We start from the raw sequence: 17434 nt of genomic DNA on the forward strand, positions 1-17434 counted from the left end.
CACTCGACTTCAATTCAGGTCCCTCCGGTCGGTTGACCCGTAGGCCGAGTACGCCGTTCGTGGGCGGTCCAGGACTCGTGAGTATGCGCCATCGAACTTCAATTCCGTTCCACCTGTCAGGCCATGCCGGTTTTTGGCAACGGCTATGGAAATCAAGCCGGGGCTCTTTTCCATGTCGCGGTGAAGCAGAAGGACGATGTCAGCATCTTGCTCCACTGCCCCCGAGTCGCGCATGTCCGAGATCAGGGGGCGCTTGTCGTTCCGGGCTTCGGACTGCCGGTTGAGCTGGGACAGGGTGATGACGGGGACGTCGAGATCCTTGGCCAGGAGCTTCAGCTGCCGTGAGAAGTCCGACACCTGCTCTTGTCGGTTTCGTTTGATCCCGCTCGCGTCGGTCATGAGCTGGATGTAGTCGACGACGATGCCTGAGAGCTTGCCCGCCCTGGCAACGGTGCGGGCTGCAGATCGGATCGTGGTGGGGGTCTGGTTTGCCCGGTCGTCGATGTAAAGCGTCTTCAACAGCCGTTGGCGGGCATCTGCGATATTCTGCCACTGCGAATCCGTGAGGGACCGCCGGTCAATATTTCCGGTGGGAATCTCAGCAAGCTGGGCGATCGCGCGTCCCTGCAGTTCGTCACGGGACATCTCCATGGACGTGAACAGGACGTTGCCATTGTCGGCGAGCGCCAGAGCGGCTTGCAGCCCGACGAGTGTTTTGCCGACGCCCGGCCGTGCACCGATGACGTGTTGGGCGCCGGGACGCCACCCGCTCATGATCTGGTTGAGCGCGTCCCACGGCGTGGGGACAAACCTGGCCTTTTCGGTGAGTCGGGTGAGGGTTGCGTCGATGGTTTCTGCCATCGAGAGGATGCCGCCTTCGCCGAGGTCGGTGCAGGAATCGACCAGGGCGCGTGCTTGCTGTACAGCGTCGGTCGGGCTCCCTCCAGTGCCGGCCAGTTGTGTGATTTTCCTGCCGGCCGCACCGAGCTGGCGCAGCGTGGATTTCTTCTTGACGATGTCGGCATAAAACGGGACTGATGCGACGGCTGGAGTGGCGCCGGCCAGTTGGTGGATGTATGCGGCGCCGCCGACATTGTCGAGTTCGTTGCGGCGCTGCAGCTCGCTGGAGACGGTGATTTGGTCGGCTGGCTGGTTTGTCACGTACAGGTGCATGATGGCCGTGAAGATGGACTCATGGACGGGACGGTAGAAGTCGCTGCCGTGGAGGATCTCGGACGCATCCGTGATCGCGTTCTTGGAGAGCATCATGCCACCAAGTACGGCCCTTTCCGCCTCGACGTCCTGGGGTGGCCCTGGAAGTTGTTCGTCACCCAATGGCGTCAACCGCCGCCCAGTATGACGGCACGTAGGTTTCCGGCTTCCCCGCTTCGTACTGCGACTTCGATTTGATCTTGAGCTGTTCGAACTGTGCCCGGAACTTTGGCAGCGACAGGATGTTGGCTTTCCAGAAACTGTCGGCGGTTGCCCATCGAATTAGCCAGGTGATCTGTTGCACAGTGTATTTGTCCCGATCGATCAATAGCCGGGCGGATTCATGCCAGCCTTTCCCGACTTTGAATCGGACATCGTTGGCCGTCAGGCACTCGGACATGCAGTCGATCACGGCTTGGACATCTGGTCGAATATCTACCGCGTCGGAGCCGGCAGGCTTCGACTTGGATATGGCTCCTGAAGGCCGCTTCGGTTCGATTTCGTCGGGGGCTTGGTTTTCGGAATGGAGTAGGTTGTTTGGATCAGGAGTAGGAGCAGGAGTAGGCAACCCCTTAGTGGACCCCTTGGCACTTGGTAAGTGGACCCCTAAACCTATGGGTAAACCTATGGGTAAAGCTGACCCTAAACCTATGGGTAAACCGTCCTCTAAACCGGGGCCATCCGGCACGGGCAAAGTCTTCGGGTCGATGGCGTCGTGGCCAAGGATCTTCTGTACCTGCGGCAAGGTCCAGGCCACCCATTCGGGATACTCCACGCTGAGCCGGAGCAGCTCGTGAACCAGCACACCGCGAATCGTCGCCGATGAGGTCGCGGCGTAGGCATTGGCCATCGAGACGGATATCTTTGGTTGGCGGAGCAGCCCGTCATGGCGAAGGAACGAACGGAGCATGATCTCTTCCGTGCCCTCATCGATGACGACGAACGACGCCCTGGCAAGCCCGTGGGCGGCTTCGCGGATGGATTCCGCCGTACTGTCCGCCGCGAACCCGGCGAGGCGTGCAGGGCGCCAATCTGCCACGCCTGCGAACGTCAGGTCATGAGTGAGCAACAGCAGATAGAGCCGCTGCTCACGTTCCTGGAGTTTCCGAACATCGGGGTCAGCCCACATGTCGAGTCGCACCTGTGCAAACGTCCGGGCCACTATGCACCCCAGGATTCGATTGCGTGGCCGGCGATGGCGTCCAGGTGCTGATCGAGCATGCTGCACCATTGCAGGGCGGTGGTCACGTCGGTTGCGTCGACGATGTATTCCAGTCCATACCTGTGCCATCCGAGGTTGTCGGGGATCGGTGGCAGTCCCCCGACGTCGAGCCTGACGGTTGTCCCATATGGCAGTTCGCCAAGCTGCCATGCGTGCTGCCGTTCGAGCTCGATGGTGTCGTACCTCCTTGAGTTACTGAATCGGAACTTCTCAAAATGGATGCTGAGAACTATCTCGGTCAACGGTGCCTTCTTGCTGCCGCTCCTGGGAACGGCTCCGATGTTTGGTGCTGCAGCTCGCCGTGGTGGCCGGCGTGAACGGGCTAGGCCCTGTGAGTTGAGAACGGCGAGCGCTGAGCTTTCGCCTTCAACTGCGCTGCGACATCGGCAAGAGCATCCGCGAATGCGGCCAAGTCGTCGAGGCTGCCCGCAAAAGTGTCCTGCGTGAACTCGAGGTATGCTCCGTCCTGCCCACCCTCGAGGGTGTAGTTCATGCTCAAGAGCCCACCAAAGGCGCCGTCGTCGGCACACAGCCACTCGACCTCGGACGCGTGCATGGACTCCGCTGTGTGATCTGGACCGTCCTCCACACAGCCGGGAACGGTGCACTGCGCGGCACCGCGTTCCGCCTCGTCCAGGAGGTCTTCGAGCCGGTCCATCCACTGCAGGTATTCTTCCGAGCTATGATCCGGGTGGTTCGTAGGGTCCTGATCCTGCCGAAAGCGAATGCCTGTCTCAGGTGTCCAAACGAGATCCGCCCACACGTGCCGATCGGTACCGGTCCGAAGTCGCGGCCCCCGCCACAGCGGCGACTTGTTTGGGTCACGCGGCGGCATGAATCCAACATGAGGCATGACGGATGCCTGAACTTCGACAGATTCGGCCAGCGAGCTCCCGGAAACGCAGTCCATGACATGGTTCGCCGCCTTGAGGTCAGCCATGAGCCGGGCGGGAGAATCGTTCATTGGCACAAAATAAGTCGTCATCGCGCACCGCCGATGGCATCGACATCCATTGCGGCCACGGCGCCGAGGAAAGAGAGAATCTCCTCGGAAGAGAACGTAGCGTCGACCGAATGGTCAACGTTCCACACGACACCCGAATCCTTCGTGAACGTGGCAAAAATGCCAAGCCGTCCGGACTCGGAGTACGCCTTCGGCCCCAAGAAGGTTGGGGTACCGGACTGCCGACTTTCCTCGACATCCTCGATAAAACTTTTGCTTGCCAACCGCTTGACGGTGACCCTATTCTTAGACATCAGTATTTCTCCATTTGATGGTTGATGGCTTGGGTTGATCTTGGCGGACACCCAAGCCGTTTCTTTTTTCACTAAACCGAAGCCATGGCTTCGGGCGACTCGGTGACGGACCCTGTTTCCAGGAGCCGTCGGACGACTCGGGTCGACACAAGAATTCGTCGGCCGAGCTGAATGTGCGGGATGTCCCCACGATTTAGCGCCTCGTACATTTGGCGGCGCCCCACGCCAAGAACCTTGGCGAGTTCCGGCGCAGTCAGGGTAGCCCTCGACAGGAGCGTTTCGATCTCTGGCGCATAAGCCACAGCTCCGGGCTCCATCACGCCACGCTCAAATCCATTTGGGATTCTTCCCAGGCCAAGACGTCCATCCAGCGATAGCGCAAGTATTTACCAACACGCACAGCGCGCGGTCCCTTCCCCTTTGTTCGCCAGAGATACAAGGTGTGAACCTTGATTCCTAAACGCTCAGCGACCTCCTCGACGCTTACAAGTCGTTCGACGGGTGCTTCAGTAGACTTCAACGTTTCGTCCAAGGCAACTCCTCAATTCAATGTGAAAATTGATACTTGACCATTTTCAATGCCCATCTTTATAATTGCATCGTTACGATCACTGTGTCAAGCTTTACGTAGAACTATCTTCAAGTTCAATCCTGAGCTTGATTCAACCGCCGCACGCCCGATCGTGAGCATGGCGAGATCGAAAGAGTAGACGTATGAATTCCACCCGAAGCCTTGAGCAAGTGATCGGCGAGAACGTCCGCCGTTTGCGAGGCCAAGAGTCGCAAACCGACTTCGGCCAGCGGTTGGGACTGATTCTGGGGAAGGCTTGGTCAGCCCAAGTTGTCTCAGCAGCGGAAACGGGCAAACGTTCGTTCATCGCCGCCGAGATGGTAGCCCTCTGCAAGGTGCTGAGTTGCACCTTCAGAGATCTCTACCGTGCTGGCGGCACATGGAAAGTGGACATAACGCCGGACCTTAGACTTTCACCCGCCGAACTGCAGGGAATGACCAGCGGAATTGAACAACCGACCACGCGCCAGTTCTTCGTCGAGATAGGTGAGCAGCTAGCCGCCAGCAAGTCCAAGATAATTCGCGCCGTGTCCGATCTTGGAATGGCGCTTGAGACGCAAGATCCAATCATCAATCGACTGCGGAATCTCGACGACACTGGGCGCGATCTATCGGCTCCAACATTTGCCGATCCCGAGACTGCAAGCTCTGACGGCGCAGAAGTCTGGAGCGATGATGAAGTCGAGGCTGTAGCCGAGGAGTTCAAGGCTTGGTCGAGGCGAACAGCAACCGTCGGCGACGCTCCACGCCACCTCTCCGGAGCTACCCAACCCCGGAAGGTGCCGCCCACCCTCGAAGAGGAACTCCACGCGTGGCCGGACGGTGTAGCGCTAAGCGAGGATACCCTCGAACGGCTCAGACACCAAGTAATTTCCGATCCGAACTGGCGCGACGGATTTGGGGGCGATGAGTTAGATGGCGACGAGGACGACGAACAAGGCCAGGGGACGAATTCTACTGCTCCGGCAAGCCGAACGGAAACGATCGAAGATGCGATTCGCGAAATGCAGGGAGGTGCCCCGCTAAGCCCGGAGCAACTCGAACGCCTGAAGTACCGGGCCGTCGCGGACCCGGACTCGAACGACGATCCCAACAACGACGTGAAGTAGGAAGGCAGCAGAAATGAGCAAACACGTGTTCCGGCGCTGTGCATGCCGGGACGAAAACGGGAAGCAGTACGGGGCGAGTTGCCCCAAACTGGAGAACCCGAAGCATGGTTCGTGGGGCTACTACGTTGCCGGCGGGATCGATCCAATCACCCGGAAGCGCATCCAGTACCGCAAGACCGGATTCTCAACCCAGAAGGCGGCACGAGAGGCCCGCAACGACGTCGCCAGCAAGGTCGACCGGGGAACGTACATCGCGCCCACCAGGGAAACGCTGGCGACCTATCTGGACGCGTGGCTCCCCCGGCGCGCGGCAACTGGGCAGGGCCTTCGCCAAACGACCGTAGATAACTATCGCCGCTACATCGACAACGACATCAAGCCATCCCCACTCGGCGCGATGGCACTCACTGACATCCGCCGGTTCCACATCAACGAATTCTTGGGATCTCTGACTGCAGCCGGGCGCGGTGCAACAACGGTGCGCCGCGTTGCCGCCGTCCTCCAGGGTTCGCTTCGCGCCGCCGCCCGTTCAAACCGGATCGACCACAACCCGGCGACTGAGCTGGAGCTGCCAACCGTCGACTCGGGCGAGGTCCATGCCTGGGAACCGGCCGAGGTCGGGGTGTTCCTGGACGAAGCAGCGAAGCACCGCCTCGGGGCGTTGTTTGAGGTGGCCATGTTCACGGGCTTGCGACGCGGCGAACTGCTCGGGCTCCGTTGGACCGACGTCGACCTCATCAAACGGACCATCTCCGTTCGGAACAACCGGGTGCAGGCAAAGGGGCAGGTGGTGGAGAATCCGACGAAGACCGCGTCAGGCAGGCGCACCGTGGACCTGGACGATCGCAGCGTGGGCGCTTTCGTCGCACTGCAGATCCTCCAAGCCCAAGAGCAGACGGACGGCCAAGAGGCATACACAGCCAGCGGGTACGTATTCACCATGGAGGACGGCCGGCCCCTGAAGCCGCAATATGCGACACGGCTGTTCGACCGGATCCGAGTGAACGCAAAACTACCCAAGCTGACACTCCACGGCTCACGGCACGAACATGCCGCCTTGATGATTGCTTCCGGCGTCGACATAGCCGTCGTGTCCAAGCGGTTGGGGCACAGCTCCATCAGCATTACCTCGGACATTTACGGTCACCTCATCGGCTCCGCATCGAGGGATGCGGCGCAAGGAGCGGCGGCTCTGGTGCCCGCTCGCAGCTCTGGTGCACACACAGTGCACACACAAGGGCAGATTTCGACCCCTGAGCATGAAAAAAACCGCCCAACCACAGGGCTAATTCCCAGTGTTTGAGCGGTTTTTGTTCGGTCGGGCTGACAGGATTTGAACCTGCGACCCCTTGACCCCCAGTCAAGTGCGCTACCAAGCTGCGCTACAGCCCGAAAGTTCAGCTTCCGGAAGACATCTCCCGTGGCCGAACCACCTGAAAAAGCTTACCCCATAAAAAAGGTCGGAGTGACCATTCCGCCTGTGACGGGGCTCTCAGGATGCTACTTTTTGCGGCTGCGCTTTTCACGCACGCGCATGCTGACCTCGATGGGCGTGCCCTCGAAGCCAAACGTCTCGCGCAGGCGGCGGGTGATGAAGCGGCGGTAGCCCGGATCCAGGAAGCCGGTGGTGAACAGCACGAACTTCGGCGGGCGGCTGGAGGCCTGGGTGCCGAAGAGGATGCGCGGCTGCTTGCCGCCACGGACAGGGTGCGGGTGCTCGGAAACCAGCTCGCCCAGGAACGCGTTGAGGCGGCCCGTGGGGATGCGGCGGTCCCAGTTCTCCAGCGCCAGGTCCAGCGCGGGCACCAGCTTGTCCTTGTGCCAGCCGGTTTTGGCGGAAATATTCACCCGCGGCGCCCACTCCACATGCGCCAGGTCCTGCTCAATTTCGCGTTCCAGGTACTTGCGGCGCTCGTCGTCCAGCAGGTCCCACTTGTTGAACGCCAGCACCAGGGCGCGGCCGGATTCGATGGCCAGCTGGAGGATGCGCACGTCCTGCTCGCTGAGGATTTCATCCACGGCCAGCAGCACAACGGCCACTTCGGCCTTCTCCAACGCTGTCTGTGTGCGCAGCGAGGCGTAGAAGTCGGCACCCTGGGCCATGTGCTGGCGGCGGCGGATGCCTGCCGTGTCCACAAAGCGCCAGGTGCGGTCCCCCAACTCAATCAATTCATCGACCGGGTCGCGCGTGGTGCCGGCAACATTGTCCACCACCACACGGTCGGAGCCCGCCAGCTTGTTCAGCAGCGACGACTTCCCCACGTTCGGGCGGCCAATGAGGGCAATGCGCCGGGGCCCGCCGGTGCGCTCCACGCCGGCGACGGCGGAGAATTCCGGCAGGGTGTCCATGACCTTGTCCAGCAGGTCCGCCACGCCGCGCCCGTGGACGGCTGAAACCGGGTACGGTTCCCCCAGGCCAAGGCCCCACAGCGACGCGTTGTCGGCCTCCTGCACAATGTCGTCCACCTTGTTGCCGGCCAGGATGACAGGCTTTTTGGCCTTGCGCAGCATCCTCACAATGGCCTCGTCGGAGGAGGTGATGCCCACAATGGCGTCCACCACCAGCAACACGGCGTCGGCCATTTCCACGGCGATCTCAGCCTGTTCGGCCACGCGCAGGTCAATGCCCCGGGCGTCCCGTTCCCAGCCGCCGGTGTCCACCACGGTGAAATCGCGCCCGTTCCAGTTGGCCGTGTACTGCACCCTGTCGCGGGTCACGCCGGGAGTGTCCTCCACCACGGCCTCGCGGCGGCCCAGGATGCGGTTCACCAGCGTGGACTTGCCCACGTTTGGGCGTCCCACAATGGCGAGCACCGGGTCCTGGCGCAGGGCATCCTCGGAGGTGCCGTCGTCGAACCCGCCGGCCAGCAGCGCGGCGTCCTCGTCATCAAGCTCATAGTTGGACAGGCCAGCCAGCAGGCCCGCGGCGCGCGCCTCGGCGTCCTCATCGGAGATTTCCGCGAGCCTTTCGGCAACATGGTCGGTACCGGTGGGCACGTAATCCTGGTGACCAAGCTCACCCTCGCCGGGGTGCGTGGCAGACTGTGGGTCGCTCATGGTTGCTGTCCTTTGTGCTTTGAAGTGGGGTGGCCGTCCTCAGGCAGTTCCTGCCCTGTGGCGGCCGTGGCAGCCGCAATGTGCGCTGCCAGCCGAAGCCGTATTTTTTCGCTTGCCCTGTCCATTGAAACACGCCCGGAAACTCCCGGTTCGCGGCCAATCTCCAGCGGCTCCCCAAACACCACGTACAGCTGGCGACGCGGGCGGGGAATGGTGTTGCGGTGTTCGTGCCCCCGGCGGGTGCCGAGGATGGCAACGGGAACGACGGCGGCGCCCGAGTTCAGCGCCAGCCACGCCACCCCGCCGTTCATGGTGGCGGCATCCCCGGTGCCGCGCGTGCCCTCCGGCAGGATGCCGACGCAGTCGCCGCGGTCCAGCACGCCCTTGGCAAACTGGAGGGCGGACCTGTCGCCGGCCCGGTTGACCGGAATTTGCCCCGAACTGTGGAGCACCCAGCCCAGGAAGCCCTTGAACATGTCGTGGCGGACCATCACGTGCATGTACCGGCTGGCGGCACCCACCATGACGGGCCCGTCGAGGTAGCTCAGGTGGTTGGCGGCAAAGATGACGGGGCCAGTGGCCGGGATGTTTTCCCGGCCGGACACCGCGGTGCGGTACACCACGTGGTCAAGGATCCGGCCCAGGGGGCGGCTCCAGCGCGTCTTCCAGCGGGGCGGGGCCGCCGACAGGACGCGCAGCGCCCCGCCGCGTGCCGCCGTCGTCCTGTTCATGCAGCGGGGCCCTCGTTTACGGCCCGGCGCACCACGGTCAGGACGGCGGAAACCGTCTCGGCAAAGTCCAGCTCGGAGGAGTCCACGGTGAACACGCCGTCGGCGGCCTGGTGGAACTCGACCACGGTGGAATCGCGGGCGTCCCTGGCCAGGACAAGTTCTCGCAACTGCGCATCGGTCTGGGCGCCGCCCAGCTGCAGGCCGCGGCGGCGCAGGCGCGCTTCCTCGCTGGCCGTGAGGATCAGCCGGGCCTCGGCGTGCGGGGCCACCACCGTGGTGATGTCCCTGCCCTCCACCACAATGCGGGCACCGGACTTGGCAATGATGTCCTGCTGGCGCCGGACCAGTTCGGCGCGGGCGCCCAGGTTCGTGGCGACGGCACTGACGGCGGCCGTGACTTCGGGGGTGCGGATGGGGCCGGTGACATTGATGCCGTTGACCTTGATGTACTCGCCGTCCGGGGTGAGGCTTTGTTCCAACCCGATGGTGCGCGCTGCGCCTTCCACGGCGGCGGCGTTTTCCAGGTTGATGCGGCCGTTGAGGCAGTGCCACGCCACGGCGCGGTACATGGCCCCCGTGTCCAGGAAAGCCAGGCCCAGCCGCTTGGCCACGGCCTTGCTGACGCTGGACTTCCCGGACCCGGACGGCCCGTCAATGGCCACGACCAGCGGCTTGCCCTGGCGCAGCACTTCCACGGCCGCCACGGGCTCCGGGAATGAAACATACATGTCCGTCACAAAATTACCTTCCAACCGCGTTCCGTCAGGTCCTCCACCAGGCTCAGGCGCTTCGACGGCACGACGGAAAGTTCCACCATGCCCACCTGCACCCCGGCCGAGTGGTCAAGCCGCAAATCTTCCACGTTCACGCCAATGTCGCCAATCTCCGTCAACAGCTTGGCGATCTGTCCGGGCTTGTCGTCCACCAGCACGGTCAGCCACGAATACTGCTGCGCCGGGCCGCCGTGCTTGCCGGGGATCCGGGTCTGCCCTGCGTTGCCCTCGGCCATCAGCTGCGCCAGGTCCAGCCGCGCACCGGGTGCAGTGGGCGCGCTGAGGGTGTTGATGAGCCTGTCCAGGTCCGCCCGGACGCCCTGCATGAGTTCGAGCAGCTTGGGTGCGTTGGCTCCCAGAATCTGCACCCAGAGCGCCGGATCGCTGGCGGCAATCCTGGTCACGTCGCGCAGCCCGTTTCCGGCCAGCGAAAGGGCATGGGCAGGTGTTTCCTGGAGCCGGCTGGCCACCAGGGAGCTCATGAGCTGCGGGAGGTGACTCACCAGCGCCACGGCGGCGTCGTGCTCGTCAGGGGTGAAGCGAAACACCACCGCGTCCAGGTCAATGGCCAGCGAATGCGCCACCTTCACCGCATGCTTTGAGCTGGCCTCGGAGGGGCAGAGCACCCACGGCATCGAGTTGAACAGCTCCGAGCGCGCCGCCACGGGCCCGGATTTCTCCCGGCCCGCCATGGGGTGCGTGCCCACGTAGCGGTGCAGCAGCTCGCTGCCGCTGCCCAGAATGTCTTCCAGTTCCCGGGCAATTGCCACCTTCACGCTGGCAATGTCAACCACGACGGCGGCCGGGTACCTTTGCAGGGCACCGGCCACCACCGCTGCGGTGACGTCGGGCGGCGCCGCGACCACCACCAGTTCGGGGCTGAGGTTTTCGGCGTCGTCAAAGGCACGGCCGGCGCCAATGTCGACGGCCACGGCCTGTGCTGACGGGGACGGGTCCGAAAGGACCACGTCAAGGCCGTGGGCCCGCAGCCCCAGACCGATGCTGGCGCCCAGCAGTCCGCTGCCGAGCACCAGCACGGGCCCGTTCAAGTGCGAAGGGTTCATCCGCGGCCTACATCCCCACTTCTGCAAGCAGGTGGCCCACCTCGTGGCGCCCCAGCACGCGGATGCTGCCCTGGCGCTGGTCGCCCAACGCAATGGGCCCAAACTTCACACGCACCAGGCGCTCCACCGGGTAGCCGACGGCGTCAAACATGCGGCGCACAATACGGTTCTTGCCCGAGTGCAGCACCACTTCGGCCAGCACGTGGCCCGGGGTGGAATCCACCAGGCGGAAGGAGTCAACCTTGGCCCAGCCGTCCTCCAGCTCCACGCCGTCCTTCAGCTGCGCGCCAATGCCGTGGGCCATGGGGCCGCGGACCTGCACCAAGTACGTCTTTTGCACGCCGTACTTCGGGTGGCTGAGGCGGTTGGACAGCTCGCCGTCGTTGGTCAGCAGCAGCAGGCCCTCGGTGTTGGTGTCCAGCCGGCCCACATGGAACAGGCGCTCACGGGTTTGGCGCTTCTTCAGGAAGTCGCTGATGCACGGGCGGCCCTCGGGGTCGTCCATGGTGGAGACCACGCCCTTGGGCTTGTTGAAGACCATGTAGACCATTGATTCATTGGTCTGGATGGTCATGCCGTCCACGGCGATGTCAGCGGTTTCCGGATCCACGCGCAGGCCCAGCTGGGTGACGGTGACGCCGTCCACCTGGACACGGCCTTCAAGGATCATGTCCTCGCACAGGCGCCGCGACGCCACACCGGCCATGGCCATTACCTTTTGCAGCCGGATGCCCTCGGCATTGTGGATGTCCACGTCGTCAGTGGTGCGCTCAGGGCGGCGGTTCTGCTCGGTGGGACGGTTCTTGACCGGTCCCAAGTTGCGGCCGTACTGGTCGTTCTTGTACGGGCGGGCTCCGGTCTGCGAGGGCTTGCGGGTTCCCGCACCCGTCCCGGACCGGGCCGCGGCGCGGGCACCGAACTTGCTGGCCCCGGAGGTTGCGCCGGTCTTGGGGCCGCCAAACTTGCCCCCCGACTTCGGGGCGCCCGACCGGGATGCACCGGCTCGCGGCGCGCCGTCGGACTTCGGGGCTCCGGCTCCCTTGAAGCCGCCCGACTTGGGGGCGCCGGATCGCGGCGCGCCGAATCGGGAATTGCCGCCTCGCGGCTGGTTGTTTCCGGAAGAGCTCCCGGAACGGGGCGACGGTGTCATGTGTTTTTCCTTAATGCTAAAAAGTTGTCGTGCTCAGGTGGGCTGCCCCCATAAACTCGAGGACTGCTGCAGGGGCCGGGTTGGGCATTGCTGATCGGGCGGGGCTTGCTACAGTTGGGCGTCGATATAGTCATGGAGGTTTTCCAGACCAGGCAAGTGCTGTGCGATTTGCGGCAACTCTTCCACGCTTCCAATCCCCAAACGTTCCAAAAAGTACGCTGTGGTGCGGTACAGGAATGCCCCTGACACCGGGTCGGTGCCCACTTCCTCAATTAATCCGCGCTGCGCCAGCGTCCTCACCACCGAATCCACGTTCACGCCACGGACGGCGGAAACCCGGGCCCGCGAGACGGGTTGGCGGTAAGCAATCACCGCCAGGGTCTCCAAGGCCGCCTGCGTGAGCCGGGCCGTTTGGCCGTCCACAACAAACTGTGACACGATCCCGGAATATGCGGGACGTGAATAAACACGCCAACCTCCGGCAAGTTGCCGCAGTTCAAAGCCGCGCACCGGTACAGTGCCACCGTCCCTAGTATAGCCGTCGTACTCGCGCGCCAGTTCGTGGAGTGCGTCACGCACCTGCGCCGTGGGCAGCCCCACCACCGCGGCCAGCTGCTCTTCTGGCACGGGTTCCTCCACCACCATCAGCACTGCCTCCAGTGCGGCATGGAGCGTGCCGGCATTGGCGGCCACTTCGTCCGTGGCCGGGTCGTTTCCACCGTTCATGGGGCCGCCTCCGCGGGTTGCATTTCTGGATGCTGGTTAGGGCCGTGGTGCTGGCCGTGGCTGGAATGCTGGCCGCCGTCTTCGTCGTCGAAGTCGCTGTCGGTGTGAAGCGTGTGGCGGGCGCCTGCACTCCAGCGCACCAGCAGCTCCCCCAGCGGGCTGGCCTGGTCAAAGGTCACCACGGCATCGCGGAAGAGTTCCAGAAGGGCCAGGAAGCGGGCAATGACCACCAGCGGGTTCGCGGCGTCGGCGCTCAGGGTTCGGAAGGACAGCGGGTGTCCGGTCCAGCCTGCCGCGGCGGGGTCGCCGTCGTCGGGCATGCCCGCCGTCAGCATGGCCGTGATGATGGCCGCCTGCTCGCGGACGCTGACGGGCTGCACGTGCAGGTGGGACAGGCCCACCTCGGTGGCTGGGGCGTCCCGCGGGGCCATGGCGGCGGCTGCAAGGGCGGCAAATTCCTCCGGCGTGTGGCGCCACACAAGCTCGGGCAGGAGTGCGGCAAAGTGCGGCTCCAGGCCCACCAGCCGGGGGAAGCGCAGGGCCTCCCGCTCCAGCTCTGCGCCCATCAGCCCGGCCACGTCCTTGAATGCCTTGTATTGCAGCAGCCTCGCGAACAGCAGGTCGCGTGCCTCCAGGAGGGCCAGGTCGTCGTCGTTCTCGACTTCCCCGGCGGGCAGGAGCCGGGCGGCCTTGAGGTCCAGGAGGGTGGCGGCTAGGACCAGGAATTCGCTGGCCTCATCCAGCGCCCACTCCTCCCCCAGCTCCTGGAGCGCCTTGAGGTAGCTGATGAACTCATCCGTGACAGTGGCGATGGCCACGTCCGTGATGTCCATTTCATGCTTGGAAATCAGGCTCAGCAGCAGGTCAAACGGGCCGGTGAAGTTGTCCAGGCGCACCTCAAAACGCGCCTTGCCGGAAGTGTCCCGTTCAGAACCGTCCGCCGCGGAACCAATCCGTTCGGAGCCTTCCCGTTCGGAAGCTGCGCTTGGCGCGATCCCCGCGCCCTCTTCGTGGACGTCCAGCTTAGGGTGCGCCGCCACGGGCGATCAGCTCTTTGGCGAGGCGGCGGTAGGAATCGGCACCCTGGTGGTTGCCGGCGTAGGTGGTGATGGGTTCGGCGGCCACCGAGGCGTCGGCAAACTTGATGGTGCGCTTGATGACGGTCTCGAAGACCTTGTCGCCGAAGGCCTCCACCAGGCGGGCCAGCACTTCGCGGGCGTGGAGGGTGCGGGCGTCATACATGGTGGCGAGGACGCCGTCCACCTGCAGCCCGGGGTTCAGCCGGTCCTGGACCTTGTCAATGGTTTCCACCAGCAGGGCCACGGCACGGAGTGCAAAGAACTCGCAGATCAGCGGGATGATGACGCCGTGGGCCGCGGTCAGGGCGTTGACGGTCAGCAGCCCCAGGGAGGGCTGGCAGTCAATGAGGACCACGTCGTAGTTGTCCTCGACCTTGCGCAGCGCGCTGGCCAGGACCTGTTCGCGGGCCACTTCGTTGACCAGCTGGACTTCCGCCGCGGACAGGTCGATGTTCGCCGGGAGAATGTCTATGTTTTCAATCTCGGTGTGCAGGATGGCGTCGCGGATGTCCACTTTCCGGTCCATCAGCACGTTGTAAACCGTCAGGTCCAGTTCGTGGGGGTTGGTGCCCAGCCCGGCGGACAGGGCGCCTTGGGGGTCAAAGTCCACCAGCAATACCTTGCGCCCGGCCTCGGCAAGGGCAGCACCCAGGTTGATGGTCGACGTTGTTTTTCCCACGCCGCCCTTCTGGTTGACCATGGCAATGACGCGGGCCGGGCCGTGCGAGGACAGCACGGGGGGCTCGGGGAAGTCGGTCAGGGGGCGTCCGGTGGGTCCCATGACGGCGTCATCCATGTCCACGCCTTCAAGAGTTGTTGAACCCTGCTCGTTGCTCACCTATCAGTCCACACTTTCGCCGCTTTGTTGATGTACAGCCTGGTTCACCGCTGCCACACCCTACGTTACCGGTTGGCCGGGGCAATTTTTCGCACATTTGGCCACTTTGGATTTGAGCCTTGACCCTCAACTTGAGGCTGAACGTTGGCGCCCGCGCATATACTTCAAAGCGATGAGCAAAGCAACGAATTCCCCCAAGAAACCTTCTTCACAGCGCAAGGACGTGGTGCGCGCCGAAAAACTCCAGGCCGGCTACGGGACCAAGTCCGTGTGCGGGGTGGCAAGCTTCAGCCTGCAGTCGGGGCAGGCCCTGGCCCTCGTGGGGCCCAACGGCGCAGGCAAGTCCACCGTGGTGAAAACCGTGGTGGGCCAGCTGGAGGCGGTTTCCGGCACTGCCCTGATCCATGGCGCCAAAGTCGATGACAGGACCCTGGATTTCCGCCGGGAAGTGGCCGTGGTGTTCGACGACGACGCGTTCTTCCCGGCACTGACCGTGGAGGAACACCTGGCCATTGTGTCAGCCGGGCATGGCGTGGAGGACGTGGAGGAGGTCATTGCCTCGGAGCTGGAATTCTTCGGCCTCAAGGCCCTGGCCACGTCCCGGCCCTACAACCTTTCCTCCGGGCAGCGGCGGCGCATGCTGCTGGCCTCGGCCTTCGTTCGGCCCCGCTCCCTTCTGGTGCTCGACGAACCGGAGCAGCGCCTGGACACGGCCATGCGCCACCGCCTGGCCACGCGGCTGCGCGCGGAAGTCGACGCCGGCCTGGCCCTCCTGGTGGTCACGCACGACCCCGAATTCCTGACCACGGTGGCCACCAAGGCCCTGTTCATCGCCGACACCGTGCACCCCATGACCCCCGCCCAGGCGGCCGCGGCCATCGCCTCCGAAAACCCGCACGCGGAATAGATTCCCATGACAATGCAAACCAGCCAGCGCTTCAGCGCAAGGGAAATCCGCCAATACACCTTCAAGGTGGGGCTCAGCCGCACCGAGGGCGGCATCATGGAACTGGTCTCCGAGGCCTACACCTTTGTCCTGGGCGGCCTGACCCTGCTCACCATGGCCGGCGCCATCATTGTGGGGCTGCGCAACAGCCTGGGGGTGGGGCACGTTTCCGTGCTCAACGCCTCCGCCGTGGCACCGGGGTTCCACTCCGTCACGCTCCTGCAGGCCAGCGCCACGGTGCTGCTCACCCTCGCCGCGGCCCTGCTTGCGGTGGAAATGACCGTTGGGCCCATCACCATGACTGTTCCGCAGACGGCCTGGTGGCTGGGACTGCCCGTCCGGCGCCGCGGCTTCATCCAACCCGGATTCCTCAAGTCGCTGGTCTGGCCGGCGGCGGCCGCCGTCGTGGTGGTGGTGCCGATGGCCCTCGGCATGGCCGCCGAGCCGTCGCCGGGCCGGATTGCCCTGGCCACGCTGTGCGGGATCGGGCTGGGCTGGCTCCTGTTCGGCATCGCCGCCTGGTGCCAGGTCACCAACTCAGGCAAGTGGGTCAAAAACCTGGTGGGCGTGGTGACGCTGGTTGCCCCGTTGACGCTGGTGGCCACGGCCCTTTACAACAACGACGCCGGCGCCTCCGCCATCACGGGCGCCCAGACAGCCTGGCTGGAGTACCTGCCCACCAGCTGGCCCCTCCTGGTGGCCGGGGGCGCCATGTGGCCGCTGGTCATGGTGCTGTTTGCCCTGCTGCTGCTGGCCGCCGTCTGGTGGAACCTGGAGCGGATCACCACGGCGCAGCTGAAGGCCAGTGCGGCGGCCGGCGCCTACGTGGCCGGCTCGCTCATGTCCATGGATGCCTCCGAGCTGTCCAAGTCGCTGGGCGGCGGCACCTCCTCGGGCACGTCACGGGTGCGGCTGCGGCTGGTTTTCCATGGCGGGACGGTGTTTTCCCGCAGCGTCAAGACACTCCTGAGCACCCATGCCACCATGGCCCTGCGCTCCCCTGTTTCCCTGTTGCGGGTGCTGGTGCTGGCCGCCATTCCGGCCAGCCTGGCCGCCGTCGAGTTCCTGGGCAACGCCGTGCTGATTGCCGTGGTGCTGTACCTGTGCGCCCACTTCGCCGCGACATCCCTTGGCGCCACCGCGCGGTTCGCCAACGGCAATCCCGCCGTCGACATGCTGATGCCGCTGCCGGCGCGAATTGTCCGGCGGGTGCACTACGTGCTGCCGGCCGTGGGCATGACGGTGTGGGCGGCGGTGTGCTTTGGGCTGCTGCTGGCCCTGGGCGTGGGTTCGCCGTCGTTGTTGGTGCTGGCCGTGCTGGCAGGCCCGGCATTGGGTGCCGCCACGCTGCGGGCCGCCTTCCGGCCGGCCCCGGACTGGAACATGCCGGCCATCGCCTCCGCTTCCGGCCCCATTCCCACCGGCGCCGTCCGGGCGTTCCTGGTGGGCCCGGATCTGACCCTCATCTCCCTGCTGCCCGTGCTGATCTGCCTGATTTCAGGCGGCGTGCCGTTCGTGGCATTCCCCGCGCAGCTGGGCCTGACCCTGCTGGCCTTCGCCTGGGGAACGCATGTGCGCAAGCCCAAGTCCGCCAAGTCCGGCGGCCTGTTCGGGCTGCCCCCGGTGCCCGTGGAAAAGTAGCCGCGCGCCGGCGTCGAACCTCACAGCACAAAAAAGCGGGCGGCCACCTTTCAACCAA

At 64.4% G+C, this 17434-nt stretch carries 19 protein-coding genes and 1 tRNA gene; 4 read left to right on the forward strand and 16 right to left on the reverse strand.

The window, feature by feature from the left end; all coding sequences use genetic code 11:
• Nucleotides 1-9: 9 nt before the first annotated feature.
• From G6N77_RS06755 to G6N77_RS06785, 7 genes are all read right to left on the reverse strand, one after another.
• Nucleotides 10-1344 (reverse strand): DnaB-like helicase C-terminal domain-containing protein, encoded by a 1335-nt coding sequence (locus tag G6N77_RS06755; protein WP_165181260.1) that lies wholly within the window; start codon nt 1342-1344, stop codon nt 10-12.
• A complete protein-coding gene (locus G6N77_RS06760) occupies nt 1328-2341 on the reverse strand; it encodes a hypothetical protein (RefSeq protein ID WP_165181261.1) in 1014 nt (337 codons plus the stop codon). Before G6N77_RS06760 ends, G6N77_RS06755 begins: the two co-directional genes overlap by 17 nt.
• Before the next feature lie 32 nt (nt 2342-2373).
• A complete protein-coding gene (locus tag G6N77_RS06765) occupies nt 2374-2676 on the reverse strand; it encodes a hypothetical protein (protein WP_165181262.1) in 303 nt (100 codons plus the stop codon).
• Nucleotides 2677-2756: 80 nt separating this feature from the next.
• Nucleotides 2757-3398: a hypothetical protein gene (locus tag G6N77_RS06770; RefSeq protein WP_165181263.1), complete on the reverse strand. Its 642-nt coding sequence runs from the start codon at nt 3396-3398 to the stop codon at nt 2757-2759.
• 17 nt (nt 3399-3415) lie between these two features.
• Nucleotides 3416-3763, reverse strand: a complete 348-nt coding sequence (locus G6N77_RS06775) for a hypothetical protein (RefSeq protein WP_165181264.1) — start codon at nt 3761-3763, stop codon at nt 3416-3418.
• Entirely contained in the window at nt 3763-4008 is a 246-nt protein-coding gene (locus G6N77_RS20440; RefSeq protein ID WP_165181310.1) for a helix-turn-helix domain-containing protein, read from the reverse strand. The genes G6N77_RS06775 and G6N77_RS20440 overlap by 1 nt, the downstream gene beginning before the upstream one ends.
• Nucleotides 4008-4223 carry a helix-turn-helix transcriptional regulator gene (locus G6N77_RS06785; protein ID WP_240901743.1) on the reverse strand — a complete coding sequence of 72 codons (216 nt, stop codon included), beginning with the start codon at nt 4221-4223 and terminating at the stop codon, nt 4008-4010. The genes G6N77_RS20440 and G6N77_RS06785 overlap by 1 nt, the downstream gene beginning before the upstream one ends.
• 182 nt (nt 4224-4405) lie before the next feature.
• Here G6N77_RS06785 and G6N77_RS06790 point away from each other — a divergent pair, with 182 nt between their 5' ends.
• Entirely contained in the window at nt 4406-5371 is a 966-nt protein-coding gene (locus tag G6N77_RS06790) for a helix-turn-helix domain-containing protein (protein ID WP_165181265.1), read from the forward strand.
• Between the two features lie 13 nt (nt 5372-5384).
• Complete coding sequence (locus tag G6N77_RS06795) at nt 5385-6674, forward strand: site-specific integrase (RefSeq protein ID WP_165181266.1); 1290 nt, start codon at nt 5385-5387, stop codon at nt 6672-6674.
• A 15-nt stretch (nt 6675-6689) separates the two neighbouring features.
• Here the strand turns inward: G6N77_RS06795 and G6N77_RS06800 are convergent.
• The 9 genes from G6N77_RS06800 to G6N77_RS06840 form a co-directional block, all read right to left on the reverse strand.
• A tRNA-Pro gene (locus G6N77_RS06800) sits at nt 6690-6763 on the reverse strand.
• A gap of 108 nt (nt 6764-6871) precedes the next feature.
• The gene (der, locus tag G6N77_RS06805; protein ID WP_165181267.1) at nt 6872-8428 is read right to left on the reverse strand and encodes a ribosome biogenesis GTPase Der; all 1557 of its coding nucleotides are present in this window, start codon (nt 8426-8428) and stop codon (nt 6872-6874) included.
• Entirely contained in the window at nt 8425-9159 is a 735-nt protein-coding gene (locus tag G6N77_RS06810) for a lysophospholipid acyltransferase family protein (protein WP_165181268.1), read from the reverse strand. The genes der and G6N77_RS06810 overlap by 4 nt, the downstream gene beginning before the upstream one ends.
• Nucleotides 9156-9887, reverse strand: a complete 732-nt coding sequence (cmk, locus tag G6N77_RS06815) for a (d)CMP kinase (protein WP_165181269.1) — start codon at nt 9885-9887, stop codon at nt 9156-9158. Before cmk ends, G6N77_RS06810 begins: the two co-directional genes overlap by 4 nt.
• Before the next feature lie 5 nt (nt 9888-9892).
• A complete protein-coding gene (locus tag G6N77_RS06820; RefSeq protein ID WP_165181270.1) occupies nt 9893-10996 on the reverse strand; it encodes a prephenate dehydrogenase in 1104 nt (367 codons plus the stop codon).
• Between the two features lie 7 nt (nt 10997-11003).
• On the reverse strand, nt 11004-12146 hold the full coding sequence (locus G6N77_RS06825) for a pseudouridine synthase (protein ID WP_165181271.1): 1143 nt from the start codon (nt 12144-12146) through the stop codon (nt 11004-11006).
• A gap of 108 nt (nt 12147-12254) precedes the next feature.
• On the reverse strand, nt 12255-12872 hold the full coding sequence (gene scpB / locus G6N77_RS06830; protein ID WP_165181272.1) for an SMC-Scp complex subunit ScpB: 618 nt from the start codon (nt 12870-12872) through the stop codon (nt 12255-12257).
• A complete protein-coding gene (locus G6N77_RS06835; RefSeq protein ID WP_306987491.1) occupies nt 12869-13825 on the reverse strand; it encodes a segregation and condensation protein A in 957 nt (318 codons plus the stop codon). Before G6N77_RS06835 ends, scpB begins: the two co-directional genes overlap by 4 nt.
• 70 nt (nt 13826-13895) lie before the next feature.
• On the reverse strand, nt 13896-14789 hold the full coding sequence (locus G6N77_RS06840) for a ParA family protein (RefSeq protein WP_165181273.1): 894 nt from the start codon (nt 14787-14789) through the stop codon (nt 13896-13898).
• Nucleotides 14790-14961: 172 nt separating this feature from the next.
• On the opposite strand from G6N77_RS06840, the gene G6N77_RS06845 reads away from it, so the two are divergent.
• Nucleotides 14962-15696, forward strand: coding sequence for an ABC transporter ATP-binding protein (locus tag G6N77_RS06845; RefSeq protein ID WP_165181274.1), 735 nt, complete (start codon nt 14962-14964; stop codon nt 15694-15696).
• 6 nt (nt 15697-15702) lie between these two features.
• Nucleotides 15703-17376 (forward strand): DUF6297 family protein, encoded by a 1674-nt coding sequence (locus tag G6N77_RS06850; protein ID WP_165181275.1) that lies wholly within the window; start codon nt 15703-15705, stop codon nt 17374-17376.
• The last annotated feature ends 58 nt before the right edge of the window (nt 17377-17434 follow it).

It is taken from the genome of Arthrobacter silviterrae (genome assembly GCF_011045165.1).
GTDB classification, from domain to species: domain Bacteria; phylum Actinomycetota; class Actinomycetes; order Actinomycetales; family Micrococcaceae; genus Specibacter; species Specibacter silviterrae.

Excerpts from the sequence above, each read along its gene's own strand:
- G6N77_RS06760 (WP_165181261.1), bottom strand. The coding sequence starts at position 2,341 with ATGTGGGCTGACCCCGATGTTCGGAAACTCCAGGAACGTGAGCAGCGG.
- G6N77_RS06770 (WP_165181263.1), bottom strand. The coding sequence starts at position 3,398 with ATGAACGATTCTCCCGCCCGGCTCATGGCTGACCTCAAGGCGGCGAAC.
- G6N77_RS20440 (WP_165181310.1), bottom strand. The coding sequence starts at position 4,008 with ATGGAGCCCGGAGCTGTGGCTTATGCGCCAGAGATCGAAACGCTCCTG.
- G6N77_RS06790 (WP_165181265.1), top strand. The coding sequence starts at position 4,406 with ATGAATTCCACCCGAAGCCTTGAGCAAGTGATCGGCGAGAACGTCCGC.
- G6N77_RS06795 (WP_165181266.1), top strand. The coding sequence starts at position 5,385 with ATGAGCAAACACGTGTTCCGGCGCTGTGCATGCCGGGACGAAAACGGG.
- der (WP_165181267.1), bottom strand. The coding sequence starts at position 8,428 with ATGAGCGACCCACAGTCTGCCACGCACCCCGGCGAGGGTGAGCTTGGT.
- G6N77_RS06810 (WP_165181268.1), bottom strand. The coding sequence starts at position 9,159 with ATGAACAGGACGACGGCGGCACGCGGCGGGGCGCTGCGCGTCCTGTCG.
- cmk (WP_165181269.1), bottom strand. The coding sequence starts at position 9,887 with ATGTATGTTTCATTCCCGGAGCCCGTGGCGGCCGTGGAAGTGCTGCGC.
- G6N77_RS06820 (WP_165181270.1), bottom strand. The coding sequence starts at position 10,996 with ATGAACCCTTCGCACTTGAACGGGCCCGTGCTGGTGCTCGGCAGCGGA.
- G6N77_RS06825 (WP_165181271.1), bottom strand. The coding sequence starts at position 12,146 with ATGACACCGTCGCCCCGTTCCGGGAGCTCTTCCGGAAACAACCAGCCG.
- scpB (WP_165181272.1), bottom strand. The coding sequence starts at position 12,872 with ATGAACGGTGGAAACGACCCGGCCACGGACGAAGTGGCCGCCAATGCC.
- G6N77_RS06845 (WP_165181274.1), top strand. The coding sequence starts at position 14,962 with ATGAGCAAAGCAACGAATTCCCCCAAGAAACCTTCTTCACAGCGCAAG.
- G6N77_RS06850 (WP_165181275.1), top strand. The coding sequence starts at position 15,703 with ATGACAATGCAAACCAGCCAGCGCTTCAGCGCAAGGGAAATCCGCCAA.